The following is a 15,808-nucleotide window of genomic DNA, read 5'->3' on the forward strand; positions in this document are numbered from 1 at the left end:
GGGTTTTGTGAAAAAACCGTGTAGCGGGGGCAAGCGACTGTGGTATGGGAACTTTTTTGCTGAACTAACGGTGACTTTAACTGTCTGTCAGCGTCTTAAGCACAACAACATCCGGTTGCTGTTGCAGGGCGTGATTGCTGTTGCAGGGTGTGCAAGCTCCCGGCGTGGCTTCCTGCTACTTTTTAACGCTGGCCACCTTGAGCAATCCCGCGTGCGGCGCCTACTATTTGGGAGTGCCCGGCCAGGTCGAACGATTGTTGTCGGCTGATGGTCCAAGGGGGCAAGAGGTGGCGTTGAGGTTCCTCCGCCGGATAAACCACATCGGTTAAGGTAAGGGTCTGCCAGAAAGGCCTGCGAGGAGTAGTGATGAGTGAAGCGCTGACCATCCACCATGACCAGGCCGGTCATCAGTTCGAAACCAATGTGGACGGTCATCGTGCCTACCTGACGTACATGGACCTGGGCAAGCAGACGCTGGACATCTATCGCACTTTCGTACCCAACGCCCTGCGTGGCCGTGGGATCGCAGCAGCGCTGACCGAGAAGGCCCTCGAGTACGCCGACCAGATGGGTTACACGGTGATCCCTTCCTGCTCGTACGTGGAGCGCTACATGGAGCGTCAGCAGCGCCATTCGAGCAAGGCCTGAGCGGGCCAAATGCCAGATACGAAAACGCCGGGCAATGCCCGGCGTTTTTCATCGCGCTGAAGCTTAGCCGCGCTTGCGCTGTGGCAGTACATCCTTGAGCTTGGCGTGCATGCTGCGCAGGGTTTTCTCGGTAGCCGACCAGTCGATGCAGGCATCGGTGATCGACACGCCGTACTGCAGTTCGTCGAGGTTTTTCGGAATCGACTGGCAGCCCCAGTTCAGGTGGCTTTCGACCATCAGGCCGATGATCGACTGGTTGCCTTCGAGGATCTGGTTGGCGACGTTCTCCATGACCAGCGGCTGCAGGGCCGGGTCCTTGTTGGAGTTGGCGTGGCTGCAGTCGACCATGATGTTGGCCTTGATCTTGGCCTTGGCCAGGTCCTGTTCGCACAGGGCGACACTGACCGAATCATAGTTTGGCTTGCCGTTGCCGCCACGCAGCACCACGTGGCCATACGGGTTGCCCTTGGTGGTGACGATCGATACGCCGCCTTCCTGGTTGATACCCAGGAAGCGGTGCGGCTTGGACACCGACTGCAGGGCGTTGATGGCCACGGTCAGGCCGCCGTCGGTGCCGTTCTTGAAACCGACCGCCGAGGACAGGCCCGAGGCCATCTCGCGGTGGGTCTGCGATTCGGTGGTGCGGGCGCCGATGGCCGACCAGCTGATCAGGTCCTGCAGGTACTGCGGAGAGATCGGGTCGAGTGCTTCGGTAGCGGTCGGCAGGCCCATTTCGGCCAGGTCCAGCAGCAGCTGGCGGCCGATGTGCAGGCCGTCCTGGATCTTGAACGAGTCATCCAGGTAGGGGTCGTTGATCAGGCCTTTCCAGCCAACGGTGGTGCGTGGCTTTTCAAAGTACACCCGCATGACCAGGTACAGCGTGTCGGACACTTCCTCGGCCAGTACCTTGAGGCGCTCGGCGTATTCGTGAGCGGCCTTGATGTCATGGATGGAGCAGGGGCCGACCACCACGAACAGGCGATGGTCCTTGCCGTCGAGGATATTGCGCACCACTTCGCGGCCGGCAGTCACGGTCTGCAGGGCCTTGGCGCTGAGGGGGATTTCCTTCTTGAGCTGATCGGGGGTGATCAAGGTCTCGTTGGAGGCAACGTTAAGGTCGTCGATCGGTAAATCAGCCATCGTGTTACTCGTCAGGTCACGGGTGCCGGCCGCCAGCAATCCCCGTGCGGCCCAGCAGCAATAATGTTCGCAGCGGGGAGCCGAACCTTAGCGCGTTACAGGGGGCGCGACAATGGTATTCGCTACGTGCTGACACACTTGTGTCTGCCCAATGTGGCCCTGATGGGTGTAAAAAAGCGGACCAACTTGTCCAGGAGAATGACATGGCTTCTCGCAACCCGCGTATCGGCATCATCGGCAGCGGCGCTATCGGTGGCTTTTATGGGCTGATGCTGGCGCGCGCCGGTTTCGATGTGCATTTTCTGCTGCGCAGCGAATATGACGTGGTGCGCGAGCAGGGTCTGAAGCTTGAGCATGCCGTGCATGGCGCGTTGCAGATGCCGGTCAATGCCTACGCCAGCGCTGCCGACATGCCACCCTGCGACTGGCTGCTGGTGGGCGCCAAGGCGACCAGCAATGCCGAGCTTGCGCCGCTGATCGTCCAGGCTGCCGCAGCCGATGCCAAGGTAGTGCTGTTGCAGAATGGCCTTGGTGTGGAGGAGCAGTTGAGGGCGGCCTTGCCGGGTAACCTGCATTTACTCGGAGGCCTGTGTTTCATCTGCGTCAATCGCCAGGCCCCAGGGGTGATTCGCCACCAGGCGTTGGGTGCGGTCAACCTCGGCTATCACAGCGGGCCGGCCGAAGATGGCGGTGCGGCGATCGTTGAAGCCGGCGCCGGGTTGTTCCGTGCGGCGGGCATCGACTCCCAGGCCATGGCCAATCTCGGTCAGGCGCGCTGGCAGAAGCTGGTGTGGAACGTGCCCTACAACGGCCTGTCGGTGTTGCTGGGGGCCAGTACCACGCCGCTGATGGCCGATGCCGACAGCCGCGAATTGATCCAGGCGCTGATGGCTGAAGTGGTGCAGGGCGCTGCCGCGTGCGGGCACGAGCTGCCGGCGGGCTATGCCGAGCAGCTGTTCCGTATGACCGAGCAGATGCCTGATTACTGGCCGAGCATGTACCACGACCATGTCCAGCAGCGCCCGCTGGAGCTGCAGGCGATCTATGCCGAGCCGATTGCCCGCGCGCAGGCGGCTGGCTGCAGCCTGCCGCGGATGCGCATGTTGTATCAGGCCCTGGCCTTCATCGACCGCAGCAACCGGGCTGGCTGAATCCGCTGCAGGCCGCATCAGCAGTACGCCGGACGGCAAAGCGCGGGTTCGGCGCGCTGCTAAGCTGAAGCTTGCTCTGCCGCAACGGCAGTCGAGGAGGTCGAATGATCCGCTCCATGCTGTACGCCACCGACCTCGGTGTCTACGCACCTTTTGTCATGCAGCACGCCTTGACCCTGGCTCGCGCCTTCAGCGCAGAGCTCTACGTGATTCACGCGGTGGAGCCGATGGGGCAGTTTGCCGAGTCCCTGCTGCAGAGTTACCTCGATGAGCAGACGCTGGATGAATTGCACAGCGAAGGCGTCAACACGGTGATGGCCAATATCGAGCAGCGGGTGCTGGAAAACTTTCGTGACGAATTGGGCGAGGACGCTGACCTGGCGCTGATCAGGGCGGTGCGGGTGCGTCAAGGTGACCCGGCACAGGTCATCCTTGATCAGGCGCAGCGGCTGAGCGTCGACCTGCTGATCTTCGGCAGCCACACTGCCGGTGCCGGCGTGGATGTGCCGATTGGCCGGACGGCAGTGCGCTTGCTGCAACTGTCGCCGGTGCCGGTGTACATGGTGCCGCTCTCGCAGCACCTTGGGCGTAGGAAATTGTGAAGCTGGCAGTAGTCCGTTTCGGAGGCGCGTGTAACAAAATAGTTCTAGTTTTATTTCGAGAACCACTAATATAGTTATATCTCGTCGCTGCCTGCTGCCGCTGACTTACCGCCGATTCGAGGGAAACCTATGAAGCTTCAACAACTGCGCTACATCTGGGAAGTAGCGCACCATGACCTCAACGTCTCCGCGACGGCGCAGAGCCTGTACACCTCGCAGCCGGGGATCAGCAAGCAGATCCGCCTGCTCGAGGACGAACTGGGTGTTGAAGTCTTTGCCCGCAGCGGCAAGCACCTGACCCGCGTGACCCCGGCTGGCGAACGCATCATCAACACCGCTGGCGAGATCCTGCGCAAGGTCGAGAGCATCAAGCAGATCGCCCAGGAATTCTCCAACGAGAAGAAGGGTACGCTGTCCATCGCCACCACCCACACCCAGGCACGTTATGCGCTGCCACCGGTGATCAGCAGCTTCATCAAGCAGTACCCGGAAGTGGCCCTGCACATGCATCAGGGCTCACCGATGCAGATCGCGGAAATGGCGGCCGACGGCACTGTGGATTTCGCCATTGCCACCGAGGCACTGGAGCTGTTCGGCGACCTGATCATGATGCCGTGCTACAAGTGGAACCGTTGCGTGGTCGTACCGCAAGGCCACCCGCTGACCAAGCTGCCAAAGCTGACCCTGGAAGCGGTTGCCGAATACCCGATCGTCACCTACGTGTTCGGTTTCACCGGCCGTTCGAAGCTGGACGAAGCCTTCAACCACCGAGGCCTGACGCCGAAAGTGGTGTTCACCGCCGCTGACGCCGACGTGATCAAGACTTATGTGCGCCTGGGGCTGGGCGTGGGCATCGTGGCCAAGATGGCGGTCGACACCAAGCTCGACAGCGACCTGGTGGCCCTGGATGCCAGCGAGCTGTTCGAAGCCAGCATCACCAAGATCGGCTTCCGTCGTGGCACCTTCCTGCGCGGCTTCATGTGCGACTTCATCGAGAAGTTCGCGCCGCACCTGACCCGTGAAGTGATGGCCAAGGCCATCCAGTGCCACAACAAGCAGGAACTCGAAGAGCTGTTCGAAGGCGTCGAGCTGCCGGTGCACTGAGTACGGCAGAAATGAAAAAACCGGCCCTCGGGCCGGTTTTTCTTTGCCTGCGAATCAGGCCTTGCTGATCAGGTTGCCGGCATGCAGCCCGCATTCCTTCTGGGTCGACTCTTCCCACCACCAGCGGCCTTCGCGCTCGTGCTGGTTCGGCAGCACCGGGCGCGTGCAAGGCTCGCAACCGATGCTGATGAAGCCGCGCTCATGCAGGCTGTTGTACGGCAGTTCGAGCATGCGGATGTAACCCCACACTTCTTCGCTGCTCATCTGCGCCAGCGGATTGAACTTGTACAGGGTGCGATCGGACGTGGAGAACGCGCCGTCGACTTCCAGCGCTGCCACCTGGCTGCGGGTGCCCGGGCTCTGGTCGCGGCGCTGGCCGGTGGCCCAGGCGCTGACGGTGGCGAGCTTGCGCCGCAGCGGTTCGATCTTGCGGATGCCGCAGCATTCGCCGTGGCCATCCTTGTAGAAGCTGAACAGGCCTTTTTCCTTGACGAACGGGTCGAGCTTGGCGCGATCCGGGCTGAGGATTTCGATCGGCAGGTTGTAATGCTCGCGCACCTGGTCGATGAAACGGTAGGTCTCCGGGTGCAGGCGGCCGGTGTCGAGGCTGAACACCTTGACCTGCTTGTTCAGCTTCCAGGCCATGTCGACCAGCACCACATCCTCAGCGCCGCTGAAGGAAATCCACAGGTCATCGCCAAAATGCTCGAAGGCAAGCTTCAGGATGTCCTGCGGGGACTTGTTGGCATAGGTCGCGGCCAGGGCGGCGACGTCGAAGGGTTGGCTCATCAGGCGGTTTCCATCTTGGCTGTGGCGCTGTGCGCTCGTAATGGTGAGATGGTAACAAAAAATGGCGGGGCAGACGCCTGGTGATCAGCCTCAAAGACGCTGCAGCGTTTCCATCAGCACCCGCACCTTGGCAATCGACTCCTCGTATTCGGCCTGCCAGTTAGAGTCGGCCACGACCGCGCCGCCGCCCCAGCAACTGACCTGGCCATCCTTGACCAGCAGGCTGCGGATGGCGATGGAGCTGTCCATCTCGCCACGCACATCCACGTACAGCAGCGAGCCGCAGTACAGCGCGCGACGGGTGGGCTCCAGCTCGTCGATGATCTGCATGGCGCGGATCTTCGGCGCGCCGGTGATCGAGCCGCCAGGGAAGCTGTCGCCGATCAGGTCCAGGGCGTCCTTGTCGCGGGCCAGCTGGCCGGTGACGCTGCTGACCAGATGGTGGACGTTGGGGTAGCTCTCCAGGCTGAACAGCTCCGGCACCTTCACCGAGCCGATTTCGCAGGTGCGCCCCAGGTCGTTGCGCAGCAGGTCGACGATCATCAGGTTTTCCGAGCGGTCCTTGGCGCTGTGGCGCAGCTCTTCGGCATTGCGAGCATCCTCGGCGGGGTCGGCCGAGCGCGGGCGGGTGCCCTTGATCGGGCGGGTTTCCACCTGGCCTTGGCTGACGCGGATGAAGCGCTCCGGGGAGAAGCTCAGCAGTGCGCTGCCGTCGGCCAGTTGCTGGTAGCCGGAGAACGGTGTCGGGCAGGCTTTGCGCAGGGCCTGGTAGGCGTGCCACGGGTCACCCAGGCAGGGAGCGCGGAAGCGTTGGGTGAGGTTGATCTGGTAGCAGTCGCCGGCCTGGATATAGCGCTGCACCTGGTCGAAGGCGGCCTTGTACTGTTCCGGCTGCAGGTCGCCTTGCATTGGCGCGAGCAGCTGGAAATCGCCGCACGCCGAAGTGTCGACAGTCTCGAACAGCGCCGTCAGGCGAGCCTGCTCTTCAAGCGCCAGGCTCGGGTGGAACACCAGTTGGCTGGTGCCAAGCTGGTGGTCGCTCACCATTGCCCAGGCGTACAGGCCCAGCTGCGCATCGGGCAGCCCCAGGTCATCGCTCGACAGGCTGGGCAGCTGTTCCAGGCGGCGACCGAAGTCGTAGCTCAGGTAGCCGATCAGGCCGCCAGCGAAGGGCAGCTCGATGCCGCTGGGCAGCTGTGCTTCACCCAGTTGCGCCAGGCTGGCACGCAGGCGTTCGAGGAAGGCGCGGCCATCCTCGTCGGGCTGGGCCTGCAGGTGTTGCACGGGCCAGGCACTGAGCAGGTCGAAGCGGCCGCGTTCGGCACCGGGGCGGGCACTGTCGAGCAGGATCGCGCCGGGGGCCTGGCGCAGGCGGGCGAAATAGGCAGCGGGGTCGGGCTGGTAGGGCAGGGGGTGGAGCGTACAGGTCGGCATCAGTGTGGACGGCGATGTAAAAGCGAGGAGGGCGATTGTAGACCTGTGTAGGAAAAGCGCCTAGCTTTGGGGCGACATTAAACATCCTGTTGGGCCCGCAAAGCGGGCCCTTGGGGCTTAGCGCGGATGCACGTGCCCGAACAGGTTCTGGGTCACCCGCACACGCTGTTCGGCGTCTTCGGTGATCCCTTCTTTGGCCAGCGCTTCGATGTGCGCCTCGATGGCATGGGTACGCTGGGTCAGCCCGGTGTCGTTGGCGATCTGGATGTTCAGGCCAGGGCGGGCGTTGAGTTCGAGAATCAGTGGCCCTTTGTCCTGGTCCAGCACCATGTCCACGCCGATGTAGCCCAGCCCGCACAGCTCGTAGCAGCCGGCGGCCAGCTTCATGAAGCCGTCCCAGTTCGGCAGCTGTACGCCGTCCACCGCGTTGGTGGTGTCCGGGTGCTTGCTGATGATGTTGTTCAGCCAGGTGCCGCGCAGGGTCACGCCGGTGGCCAGGTCCACACCCACGCCGATGGCGCCCTGGTGCAGGTTGGCCTTGCCGCCGGACTGGCGGGTCGGCAGGCGCAGCATGGCCATCACCGGGTAGCCCATCAGCACGATGATGCGGATGTCCGGCACGCCCTCGTAGCTGATGCTCTTGAAGATCTGGTCCGGGGTCACCCGGTACTCGATCAGTGCACGATCACGGTGGCCGCCGAGCGAGTACAGGCCAGTGAGGATGCTCGACACCTGGTGCTCGATTTCCTCGTGGCTGATGATCTTGCCCGACACCGTGCGGTAGCGGTCCTCGAAACGGTCGGCGATCACCAGGATGCCGTCACCGCCAGCGCCCTGCGCCGGCTTGATGACGAAGTCGTTGCGCCCGCCGATGATCTCGTGAAGCTTTTCGATCTGCTTTTCGGTCTCGATGATGCCGTACATCTCCGGCACATGGATGCCGGCTGCGAGCGCACGCTCCTTGGTGATGATCTTGTCGTCGACGATCGGGTACAAGTGGCGCTTGTTGTACTTCAGCACGTAGTCCGCGTTGCGCCGGTTGATCCCCATGATGCCCCGGGCCTCCAGGGCTTTCCAGGTCTTGATCAGGCCAAACATCAGGCGTCAGCCTTCTTCAGGAATGCCTTGAAGCGCACGAGCTCGGTCAGGCGGTAGCCGCGGTAGCGGCCCATCGCCAGCATGAAGCCCACCAGGATCAACAGCACGGCCGGGAAGGTGAAGACGAAGTACACCAGCTCCGGCACCATCATCAGCAGGTGCGCCAGGGAGGCGGCGAACAGGGTGCCGATCGCCACTTTCATGGCATGGCCACCGCCGCGCTCTTCCCAGGTGATCGACAGGCGTTCGATGGTCATGGTCAGGATCACCATCGGGAACAGCGCCACCGACAGGCCGCGCTCCAGGCCCAGCTTGTGGCTGAACAGGCTGATGGCGGCAATCAACACCACGACGAAGGTCAGCACCACCGACAGGCGCGGCAGCATCTGCAGCTTCAGGTGTTCCAGGTACGAACGTAGCGACAGGCCCAGCGCGGTGATCACCGTGAACAGCACGATGCCAAAGCCCAGCTGAGTCTCGCGGAAGGCCAGGGCGATCAGCACCGGGGTGAAGGTGCCCAGGGTCTGGATGCCGATCAGGTTGCGCAGGATCAGGATCACCAGCACGCCGATCGGGATCATCACCATGATCATGAAGGTCTGCTGGGTCTGCAGTGGCAAGCCGTACAGCGAGTATTCGAGGAAGTCGGCGTCGGTGTTCTCGTCGGTCAGCTTGGCCAGGCGGATGGCGTTCATCTCGCTGTTGTTCATGCTGAAGGTGACGTTGGCTTTCTTGCCGCCATCGACGGTGATCAGGTTGTCGTCACCGGTCCACCACAGCAGGCGGTCGGCCGGCAGGCCCTGCTCGCCGGTGTCCGGGTTGAAGTACAGCCAGTCGTTGCCGTTGAAGCTGCGCAGCCACAGTTCCGGGGTCTGCGGCGTATCGGCAACCAGCCGGATGGTGTGGACCTTTTCCATCGGCACATGGGCGATCGACAGCAGCAGGTCGATGACCTGGGCCTTCTTCATCGGCGAGGTGTCACCGGCCAGCAGCAGCTTGACGTTGTCGTCGTTGAGGTTGTTGACCCGCTTGATGGTCTCGCTGACAAAGGTTTCGACGTCGGCCGAGTGCTGGCGGATCGGTGCCATCAGGGCTTCGGCGGCGATTTTCTCCGGGCCGTCGATGGCCAGGCTGTCACGGAAGGTCGGGCCCTTGATGGCGGATTTTTCGTTGCTGTAGCGCTTGGTCAGCACCAGGCGGTAGTAGAGGGTCTGGTTGCCGCTGACACGGCGTGCCGACCAGGTCACCTTGCGGTTGCCGTCGGCGCGGTTGACGCTCACCCCGTAGTTGTTGGAGATGAAGCTCTCGTTGAGGCTGACATAGTCGCGGTTCAGCGGCGGCACGAACATCTGGATCTTGACCGGGTCCTTGGAGCTGGCGACGAACTCGACCTTGGCGTCGATGTTCCACAGGTCGTCGGTCTCGTCTTCGGTCACCGGGATGCCGAGCACGAAGATCTGATAGGCCGTGACCGCCACGCCGAGCAACACCAGCACGGTGATCAGGACTTTCAGATGGAGGGTAAGAGAGCGCATCGGGGTTACTCTGCTTTGGTAGCGTCGGTGGCACAGGCAGGTTTGCCGGCCGCGTATTTAAGGCTTGGGTCGACCAGCGCGTCGAAGTGCTTGAGCGCCTCGGAGCCGATCAGCAGCGGGAACTGGAAGGCGCTGCGGTCGGTGAGGTTGACTTCGATGGTGCGTCGGGCCTGGCCCATGCAGATTTCAAGTTCGATGACCGGGCGGGCGGTGTAGGCCTTGCCGGATTCCGCATCATAGTCGCCGGCGCGGCGCTTGATCTTGCTCACGCGCGCCAGGGGGCGTTCGATGGGGTGCGAATGGGCGGCGTCGATGGCCAGGTAGAAGCGCACCCAACTTTCGCCGTTGCGCTTGAAGCGCTTGATGTCGCGGGCACTGAGCGACGCGGTCTTGGCCCCGGTGTCGAGCTTGGCGGCCACTTCCAGGTCGAGATCGCCGAGCCGGGCGTATTCGTTCAGACCGTACACGGTCTTGCCCGCCGCCTGGCCAACGGCCGGCAGCAAGGTGAGGCATAACAGCAATAATACGGGTGTAAGTCTCATAATCCTGGCGCGGTGCTGAGCTGTGCAGGGTTCGGGGCAAAGGTGACTGGCAACGACTGCGCAAGCTTCCTCGTTCATCTGTCAACAACATGAATTGATGACAAATACACTATCGGTACTCCATTGGAGGCGCGGCATTCTATCACGCCGACGTCTTGACGCCAGCGTGCCGCGATCTGACAACGCCATCACTGGGTAAGTTCGTTCTTAGACGATTGTCGACAATATTGATTTTGTCTTTGACTGTACGCCTCTGATTCGCTAGTTTCTGCTCAAGCGAAAAGCAAGGTGTCGACAATATGCTGGACCTCACCACCCCAAGCCCTGCCGAGACAGACGAAACGGAAACCTTGTCCGAGAATGTCTTCCGGCGCATCCAGGCGGCGATCGTCAAGGGTGACATTGCCCCGGGCAGCAAGATCTCCGAGCCGGAGCTGGCGCGTACCTATGGCATCAGCCGTGGCCCGCTGCGCGAGGCCATCCATCGGCTGGAGGGTCAGCGCCTGCTGGTGCGCGTGCCGCATGTCGGCGCACGGGTGGTGTCGCTCAACCACGCCGAGCTGATCGAACTGTACGAAATCCGCGAATCGCTGGAAGGCATGGCCTGCCGCCTGGCGGCCGAGCGCATGAGCCAGGCCGACATCGACGAGCTGCGGCGGGTGCTTGATACCCATGAGCGCGATGCCGCGTTCCAGGCTGGGCTGGGCTATTACCAGCAGGAAGGCGACTACGACTTCCATTACCGGATCATCCAGGGCAGCGGTAACCAGACGCTGGTCAAGATGCTCTGCGGCGAGCTGTATCAACTGGTGCGCATGTACCGCATCCAGTTTTCCGCCACGCCCAACCGGCCGCGCCAGGCCTTTGCCGAACACCACCGCATTCTCGATGCCATCGAAGGCCGTGACGGCGAACTGGCCGAACTCCTGATGCGCCGCCACATCGGCGCATCCAAGCGCAACATCGAGCGTCACTATCTGGACGCCAACAACAACAGCCCACGAGGTGAGAAATGACTGTGAAGAGCACCCCCGGTCAGCGTTTCCGCGACGCCGTTGCCGCCGAACACCCCCTGCAAGTGGTTGGCGCGATCAACGCCAACCATGCACTGCTGGCCAAGCGTGCCGGTTTCAAGGCCATCTACCTGTCCGGTGGCGGCGTTGCTGCCGGCTCCCTGGGCCTGCCTGACCTGGGCATCAGTGGCCTGGACGACGTGCTGACCGATGTGCGCCGCATCACCGATGTCTGCGACGTGCCCTTGCTGGTAGATGTCGACACCGGTTTCGGCGCCTCGGCCTTCAACGTTGCCCGCACCGTGCGCTCGATGTGCAAGTTCGGTGCTGCGGCCATCCACATCGAGGACCAGGTCGGTGCCAAGCGCTGCGGCCACCGCCCGAACAAGGAAATCGTCACCCAGCAGGAGATGGTCGACCGTATCAAGGCGGCGGTGGATGCCCGCACCGATGACAGCTTCGTGATCATGGCGCGCACCGACGCCCTGGCGGTGGAAGGCCTGAACGCTGCCCTGGACCGTGCTGCCGCCTGCGTCGAGGCTGGCGCCGACATGATCTTCCCGGAAGCCATCACCGAACTGTCGATGTACAAGACCTTCGCTGATCGGGTGAAAGCGCCGATCCTGGCCAACATCACCGAATTCGGCGCCACGCCGCTGTACACCACCGAAGAGCTGGCCTCGGTCGATGTATCGCTGGTGCTGTACCCGCTGTCGGCGTTCCGCGCCATGAACAAGGCGGCGGAGAACGTCTATACCGCACTGCGCCGCGACGGCACGCAGAAGAACGTGATCGACACCATGCAGACCCGCATGGAGCTCTACGATGCCATTGGTTACCACGCCTTCGAGCAGAGCCTCGACGCGCTGTTCGCGCAAAAGAAAGGTTGAGCCCAGCGCTCCCGAATCAGCCTGATCGCTTCCTATAACAAGTTCAAGAAAGGAGAAACACCATGGCCGAAGCAAAAGTACTCAGTGGCGCTGGCCTGCGCGGCCAGGTGGCCGGCCAGACCGCACTGTCGACCGTGGGCCAGGCCGGTGCCGGCCTGACCTACCGTGGCTACGACGTCCGTGACCTGGCCGCCGGTGCCGAATTCGAAGAAGTCGCCTACCTGCTGCTGTACGGCGAGCTGCCGACCAAGGCGCAACTGGCCGACTACAAACGCAAGCTCAAGGGCCTGCGTGACCTGCCGCAGGCGCTGAAGGAAGTGCTCGAGCGCATCCCCCGCGATGCCCACCCGATGGACGTGATGCGCACCGGTTGCTCGGTGCTCGGTACCCTGGAGCCCGAGCTGACCTTCGACGCCCAGCGCGAGAAGACCGACCGCCTGCTGGCGCTGTTCCCGGCGGTGATGTGCTACTGGTACCGCTTCACCCACCACGGCGTGCGCATCGACTGCACCAGTGACGAAGACACCCTCGGCGGCCACTTCCTGCACCTGCTGCACGGCAAGAAGCCGAGCGAGCTGCACGTCAAGGTGATGAACGTATCGCTGATCCTCTACGCCGAGCACGAGTTCAACGCCTCGACCTTCACCGCGCGGGTTTGCGCCTCGACCCTGTCCGACCTGTACTCCTGCATCACCGCCGCCATCGGCTCGCTGCGCGGCCCGCTGCACGGGGGGGCCAACGAAGCGGCGATGGAGCTGATCGAACGCTTCCAGAGCCCGCAGGAAGCCACCGCCGAACTGCTGCGCATGCTTGAGCGCAAGGACAAGATCATGGGCTTCGGCCATGCGATCTACAAAGAATCCGACCCGCGCAACGAGGTGATCAAGGGCTGGTCGAAGCAACTGGCCGACCAGGTCGGTGACACGGTCCTGTACCCGGTTTCCGAAGCCATCGACAAGACCATGTGGGAGCAGAAGCGCCTGTTCCCCAACGCCGACTTCTACCATGCCTCGGCGTACCACTTCATGGGCATCCCGACCAAGCTGTTCACCCCGATCTTCGTTTGCTCGCGCCTGACCGGCTGGGCCGCGCACGTGTTCGAACAGCGCGCCAACAACCGCATCATCCGCCCGAGCGCCGAGTATGTCGGCGTCGAACAGCGCCAGTTCGTACCCATCGAGCAGCGCTGATTAGATAAAGAGAGGCAACCCGCTTCCCGTGTGGAAGCGGGGGCAACCTTCCGAATCCTGTGACCGAGCCTGATTCCAAGATGAATACTGCATTCCGCAAGAACCTGCCAGGCACAGCCCTGGACTACTTCGATGCCCGCGCCGCCGTCGAGGCCATCAAGCCCGGTGCCTACGACAACCTGCCGTATACCTCCCGCGTGCTGGCCGAAAACCTGGTACGCCGCTGCGACCCGGCCACACTCGACGCCTCGCTGGGCCAGCTGATCGAACGCAAGCGCGACCTCGACTTCCCCTGGTTCCCGGCTCGCGTGGTGTGCCACGACATCCTCGGCCAGACTGCCCTGGTCGATCTCGCCGGCCTGCGTGATGCCATCGCCGACAAAGGCGGTGACCCGGCCCAGGTCAACCCGGTGGTACCGGTGCAGCTGATCGTCGACCACTCCCTGGCCGTGGAGTGCGGTGGCTTCGACCCACAGGCGTTCGAGAAGAACCGCGCCATCGAAGACCGCCGCAACGAAGACCGTTTCCATTTCATCAACTGGACCAAGAAGGCGTTCAAGAACGTCGACGTGATCCAGCCCGGCAACGGCATCATGCACCAGATCAACCTGGAGAAGATGTCGCCGGTCATCCACAGCGACCGCGGCGTGGCCTACCCGGACACCTGCGTCGGCACCGACAGCCACACCCCGCATGTCGACGCCCTGGGCGTGATCGCCATTGGTGTCGGCGGCCTGGAAGCTGAAAACGTCATGCTCGGCCGTGCCTCGTGGATGCGCCTGCCGGAAATCGTCGGCGTCGAGCTGACCGGCAAGCTGGCGCCGAACATCACTGCCACCGACCTGGTACTGGCCCTCACCGAGTTCCTGCGCAAGCAGAAAGTCGTTGGCGCCTACCTCGAGTTCCATGGCGAAGGCGCACGTGCCCTGACCCTGGGCGACCGTGCCACCATCTCCAACATGGCCCCGGAGTACGGCGCCACTGCCGCGATGTTCGCCATCGACCAGCAGACCATCGACTACCTCAAGCTGACCGGCCGTGATGACCAGCAGGTGCAGTTGGTGGAGACCTACGCCAAGGTCGCCGGCCTGTGGGCCGACAGCCTGGCCAAGGCCGAATACGAACGCACCCTGAGCTTTGACCTGTCGAGCGTGGTGCGCAACATGGCCGGCCCGTCCAACCCGCACGCTCGCGTCGCTACCAGCGAGCTGGCGGCCAAGGGCATTGCCGGCGCCTGGGAAGAAGTGCCGGGGCAGATGCCCGACGGCGCGGTGATCATCGCCGCCATCACCAGCTGCACCAACACCAGCAACCCGCGCAACGTGATTGCCGCAGGCCTGCTGGCGCGCAACGCCAACAAGCTTGGCCTCAACCGCAAGCCGTGGGTCAAGTCGTCGCTGGCACCCGGCTCCAAGGCCGTGCAGCTGTACCTGGAAGAGGCGGGGCTGGAAAAGGAGCTGGAGCAACTGGGCTTCGGCATCGTCGCCTTCGCCTGCACCACCTGCAACGGCATGTCCGGTGCACTGGACCCGGTGATCCAGCAGGAAATCATCGACCGTGACCTGTACGCCACCGCCGTGCTGTCGGGCAATCGCAACTTCGACGGGCGTATCCACCCTTACGCCAAGCAGGCATTCCTCGCTTCGCCGCCGCTGGTGGTGGCCTACGCGATTGCCGGCACCATCCGCTTCGACATCGAAAAGGACGTGCTGGGCGTGGTCGATGGCAAGGAAATCCGCCTCAAGGACATCTGGCCGAGTGACGAGGAAATCGACGCGGTAGTGCGTGCTGCGGTCAAGCCGGAGCAGTTCCGCAAGGTCTATATCCCGATGTTCGCCATCGAGGAAGACCGCGGGCCGAAAGTCGCGCCACTGTACGACTGGCGCCCGATGAGCACCTATATCCGTCGCCCGCCTTACTGGGAAGGCGCCCTGGCCGGCGAGCGCACCCTGCGCGGCATGCGCCCGCTGGCGGTGCTGCCGGACAACATCACCACCGACCACCTGTCGCCGTCCAACGCCATCCTGCTCGACAGCGCTGCGGGTGAATACCTGGCGAAGATGGGCCTGCCGGAGGAGGACTTCAACTCCTACGCCACCCACCGTGGCGACCACCTGACCGCCCAGCGCGCCACCTTCGCCAACCCCAAGCTGTTCAACGAAATGGTGCGCAAGGCTGACGGCAGCGTGCAGCAGGGCTCGCTGGCGCGCATCGAGCCGGAAGGCAAGGTGACCCGCATGTGGGAGGCCATCGAGACCTACATGGAGCGCAAGCAGCCGCTGATCATCGTCGCCGGTGGCGACTATGGCCAGGGTTCGTCCCGTGACTGGGCGGCCAAGGGCGTGCGCCTGGCGGGTGTCGAGGCAATTGTCGCCGAGGGCTTCGAGCGCATTCACCGCACCAACCTGGTGGGCATGGGCGTGTTGCCGCTGGAGTTCAAGCCGGGCACCGACCGCAAGACCCTGGGCCTGGACGGCAGCGAAACCTATGACGTGCTCGGCCAGCGCAAGCCGCGGGCGACGCTGACCCTGGTGGTGACGCGGCGCAATGGCGAGCGTGTGGAAGTGCCGGTGACCTGCCGCCTGGACACTGCCGAGGAAGTGTCGATCTATGAGGCGGGCGGGGTGCTACAGCGCTTTGCCCAGGACTTCCTCGAAGGGACCGCTTGAACA

The 15,808-nt window shown here is 63.2% G+C and carries 14 protein-coding genes; 8 read left to right on the plus strand and 6 right to left on the minus strand.

Features of this window, described 5'->3' with window-relative positions; translation table 11 throughout:
• Positions 1–366 precede the first annotated feature (366 nt).
• Positions 367–648 (plus strand): GNAT family N-acetyltransferase, encoded by a 282-nt coding sequence (locus tag ABE528_RS11400; RefSeq protein WP_008095521.1) that lies wholly within the window; start codon positions 367–369, stop codon positions 646–648.
• 63 nt (positions 649–711) lie between these two features.
• On the opposite strand, the gene ABE528_RS11405 is transcribed toward ABE528_RS11400, so the two are convergent.
• Complete coding sequence (locus tag ABE528_RS11405; protein ID WP_085674649.1) at positions 712–1,788, minus strand: 3-deoxy-7-phosphoheptulonate synthase; 1,077 nt, start codon at positions 1,786–1,788, stop codon at positions 712–714.
• 203 nt (positions 1,789–1,991) lie between these two features.
• Between ABE528_RS11405 and ABE528_RS11410 the strand changes: the two genes are divergently transcribed.
• The 3 genes from ABE528_RS11410 (at position 1,992) to cysB (ending at position 4,645) form a co-directional block, all read left to right on the plus strand.
• Positions 1,992–2,939 (plus strand): putative 2-dehydropantoate 2-reductase, encoded by a 948-nt coding sequence (locus ABE528_RS11410; protein ID WP_346652990.1) that lies wholly within the window; start codon positions 1,992–1,994, stop codon positions 2,937–2,939.
• A 104-nt stretch (positions 2,940–3,043) separates the two neighbouring features.
• Entirely contained in the window at positions 3,044–3,541 is a 498-nt protein-coding gene (locus tag ABE528_RS11415; protein ID WP_152956366.1) for a universal stress protein, read from the plus strand.
• A 129-nt stretch (positions 3,542–3,670) separates the two neighbouring features.
• Positions 3,671–4,645, plus strand: coding sequence for an HTH-type transcriptional regulator CysB (gene cysB / locus ABE528_RS11420; RefSeq protein WP_027593928.1), 975 nt, complete (start codon positions 3,671–3,673; stop codon positions 4,643–4,645).
• 54 nt (positions 4,646–4,699) lie between these two features.
• Here cysB and ABE528_RS11425 read toward each other — a convergent pair whose 3' ends face one another.
• The 5 genes from ABE528_RS11425 to ABE528_RS11445 all read right to left on the minus strand — a co-directional run bounded on the left by ABE528_RS11425 (position 4,700) and on the right by ABE528_RS11445 (position 10,043).
• Positions 4,700–5,434 (minus strand): phosphoadenylyl-sulfate reductase, encoded by a 735-nt coding sequence (locus ABE528_RS11425; protein ID WP_346652991.1) that lies wholly within the window; start codon positions 5,432–5,434, stop codon positions 4,700–4,702.
• 90 nt (positions 5,435–5,524) lie between these two features.
• Positions 5,525–6,868, minus strand: coding sequence for an aminodeoxychorismate synthase component I (gene pabB, locus ABE528_RS11430; protein ID WP_346652992.1), 1,344 nt, complete (start codon positions 6,866–6,868; stop codon positions 5,525–5,527).
• A gap of 117 nt (positions 6,869–6,985) precedes the next feature.
• Positions 6,986–7,966, minus strand: coding sequence for an alpha-L-glutamate ligase-like protein (locus ABE528_RS11435; protein WP_152956369.1), 981 nt, complete (start codon positions 7,964–7,966; stop codon positions 6,986–6,988).
• Positions 7,966–9,501, minus strand: coding sequence for an inactive transglutaminase family protein (locus ABE528_RS11440; RefSeq protein WP_027919646.1), 1,536 nt, complete (start codon positions 9,499–9,501; stop codon positions 7,966–7,968). The genes ABE528_RS11435 and ABE528_RS11440 overlap by 1 nt, the downstream gene beginning before the upstream one ends.
• A gap of 5 nt (positions 9,502–9,506) precedes the next feature.
• Positions 9,507–10,043 (minus strand): ATP-dependent zinc protease, encoded by a 537-nt coding sequence (locus ABE528_RS11445; RefSeq protein ID WP_152956370.1) that lies wholly within the window; start codon positions 10,041–10,043, stop codon positions 9,507–9,509.
• Between the two features lie 299 nt (positions 10,044–10,342).
• On the opposite strand from ABE528_RS11445, the gene ABE528_RS11450 reads away from it, so the two are divergent.
• The 4 genes from ABE528_RS11450 to acnD all read left to right on the plus strand — a co-directional run bounded on the left by ABE528_RS11450 (position 10,343) and on the right by acnD (position 15,805).
• Entirely contained in the window at positions 10,343–11,059 is a 717-nt protein-coding gene (locus ABE528_RS11450) for a GntR family transcriptional regulator (protein WP_152956371.1), read from the plus strand.
• Positions 11,056–11,946 carry a methylisocitrate lyase gene (prpB, locus tag ABE528_RS11455; RefSeq protein WP_346652993.1) on the plus strand — a complete coding sequence of 297 codons (891 nt, stop codon included), beginning with the start codon at positions 11,056–11,058 and terminating at the stop codon, positions 11,944–11,946. Before ABE528_RS11450 ends, prpB begins: the two co-directional genes overlap by 4 nt.
• Before the next feature lie 62 nt (positions 11,947–12,008).
• Positions 12,009–13,136 carry a 2-methylcitrate synthase gene (gene prpC, locus ABE528_RS11460; protein ID WP_346652994.1) on the plus strand — a complete coding sequence of 376 codons (1,128 nt, stop codon included), beginning with the start codon at positions 12,009–12,011 and terminating at the stop codon, positions 13,134–13,136.
• A gap of 80 nt (positions 13,137–13,216) precedes the next feature.
• On the plus strand, positions 13,217–15,805 hold the full coding sequence (gene acnD, locus ABE528_RS11465) for a Fe/S-dependent 2-methylisocitrate dehydratase AcnD (protein ID WP_346652995.1): 2,589 nt from the start codon (positions 13,217–13,219) through the stop codon (positions 15,803–15,805).
• The last annotated feature ends 3 nt before the right edge of the window (positions 15,806–15,808 follow it).

Origin of the sequence: Pseudomonas sp. TWI628 (assembly GCF_039673865.1) — a bacterium.
Taxonomy (GTDB): domain Bacteria; phylum Pseudomonadota; class Gammaproteobacteria; order Pseudomonadales; family Pseudomonadaceae; genus Aquipseudomonas.

Coding starts and splice junctions, on each gene's coding strand:
- prpC (WP_346652994.1), top strand. CDS start 12,009: ATGGCCGAAGCAAAAGTACTCAGTGGCGCTGGCCTGCGCGGCCAGGTG.
- ABE528_RS11450 (WP_152956371.1), top strand. CDS start 10,343: ATGCTGGACCTCACCACCCCAAGCCCTGCCGAGACAGACGAAACGGAA.
- ABE528_RS11435 (WP_152956369.1), bottom strand. CDS start 7,966: ATGTTTGGCCTGATCAAGACCTGGAAAGCCCTGGAGGCCCGGGGCATC.
- cysB (WP_027593928.1), top strand. CDS start 3,671: ATGAAGCTTCAACAACTGCGCTACATCTGGGAAGTAGCGCACCATGAC.
- ABE528_RS11410 (WP_346652990.1), top strand. CDS start 1,992: ATGGCTTCTCGCAACCCGCGTATCGGCATCATCGGCAGCGGCGCTATC.
- ABE528_RS11425 (WP_346652991.1), bottom strand. CDS start 5,434: ATGAGCCAACCCTTCGACGTCGCCGCCCTGGCCGCGACCTATGCCAAC.
- ABE528_RS11415 (WP_152956366.1), top strand. CDS start 3,044: ATGATCCGCTCCATGCTGTACGCCACCGACCTCGGTGTCTACGCACCT.
- pabB (WP_346652992.1), bottom strand. CDS start 6,868: ATGCCGACCTGTACGCTCCACCCCCTGCCCTACCAGCCCGACCCCGCT.
- ABE528_RS11440 (WP_027919646.1), bottom strand. CDS start 9,501: ATGCGCTCTCTTACCCTCCATCTGAAAGTCCTGATCACCGTGCTGGTG.
- ABE528_RS11400 (WP_008095521.1), top strand. CDS start 367: ATGAGTGAAGCGCTGACCATCCACCATGACCAGGCCGGTCATCAGTTC.
- prpB (WP_346652993.1), top strand. CDS start 11,056: ATGACTGTGAAGAGCACCCCCGGTCAGCGTTTCCGCGACGCCGTTGCC.
- acnD (WP_346652995.1), top strand. CDS start 13,217: ATGAATACTGCATTCCGCAAGAACCTGCCAGGCACAGCCCTGGACTAC.
- ABE528_RS11405 (WP_085674649.1), bottom strand. CDS start 1,788: ATGGCTGATTTACCGATCGACGACCTTAACGTTGCCTCCAACGAGACC.
- ABE528_RS11445 (WP_152956370.1), bottom strand. CDS start 10,043: ATGAGACTTACACCCGTATTATTGCTGTTATGCCTCACCTTGCTGCCG.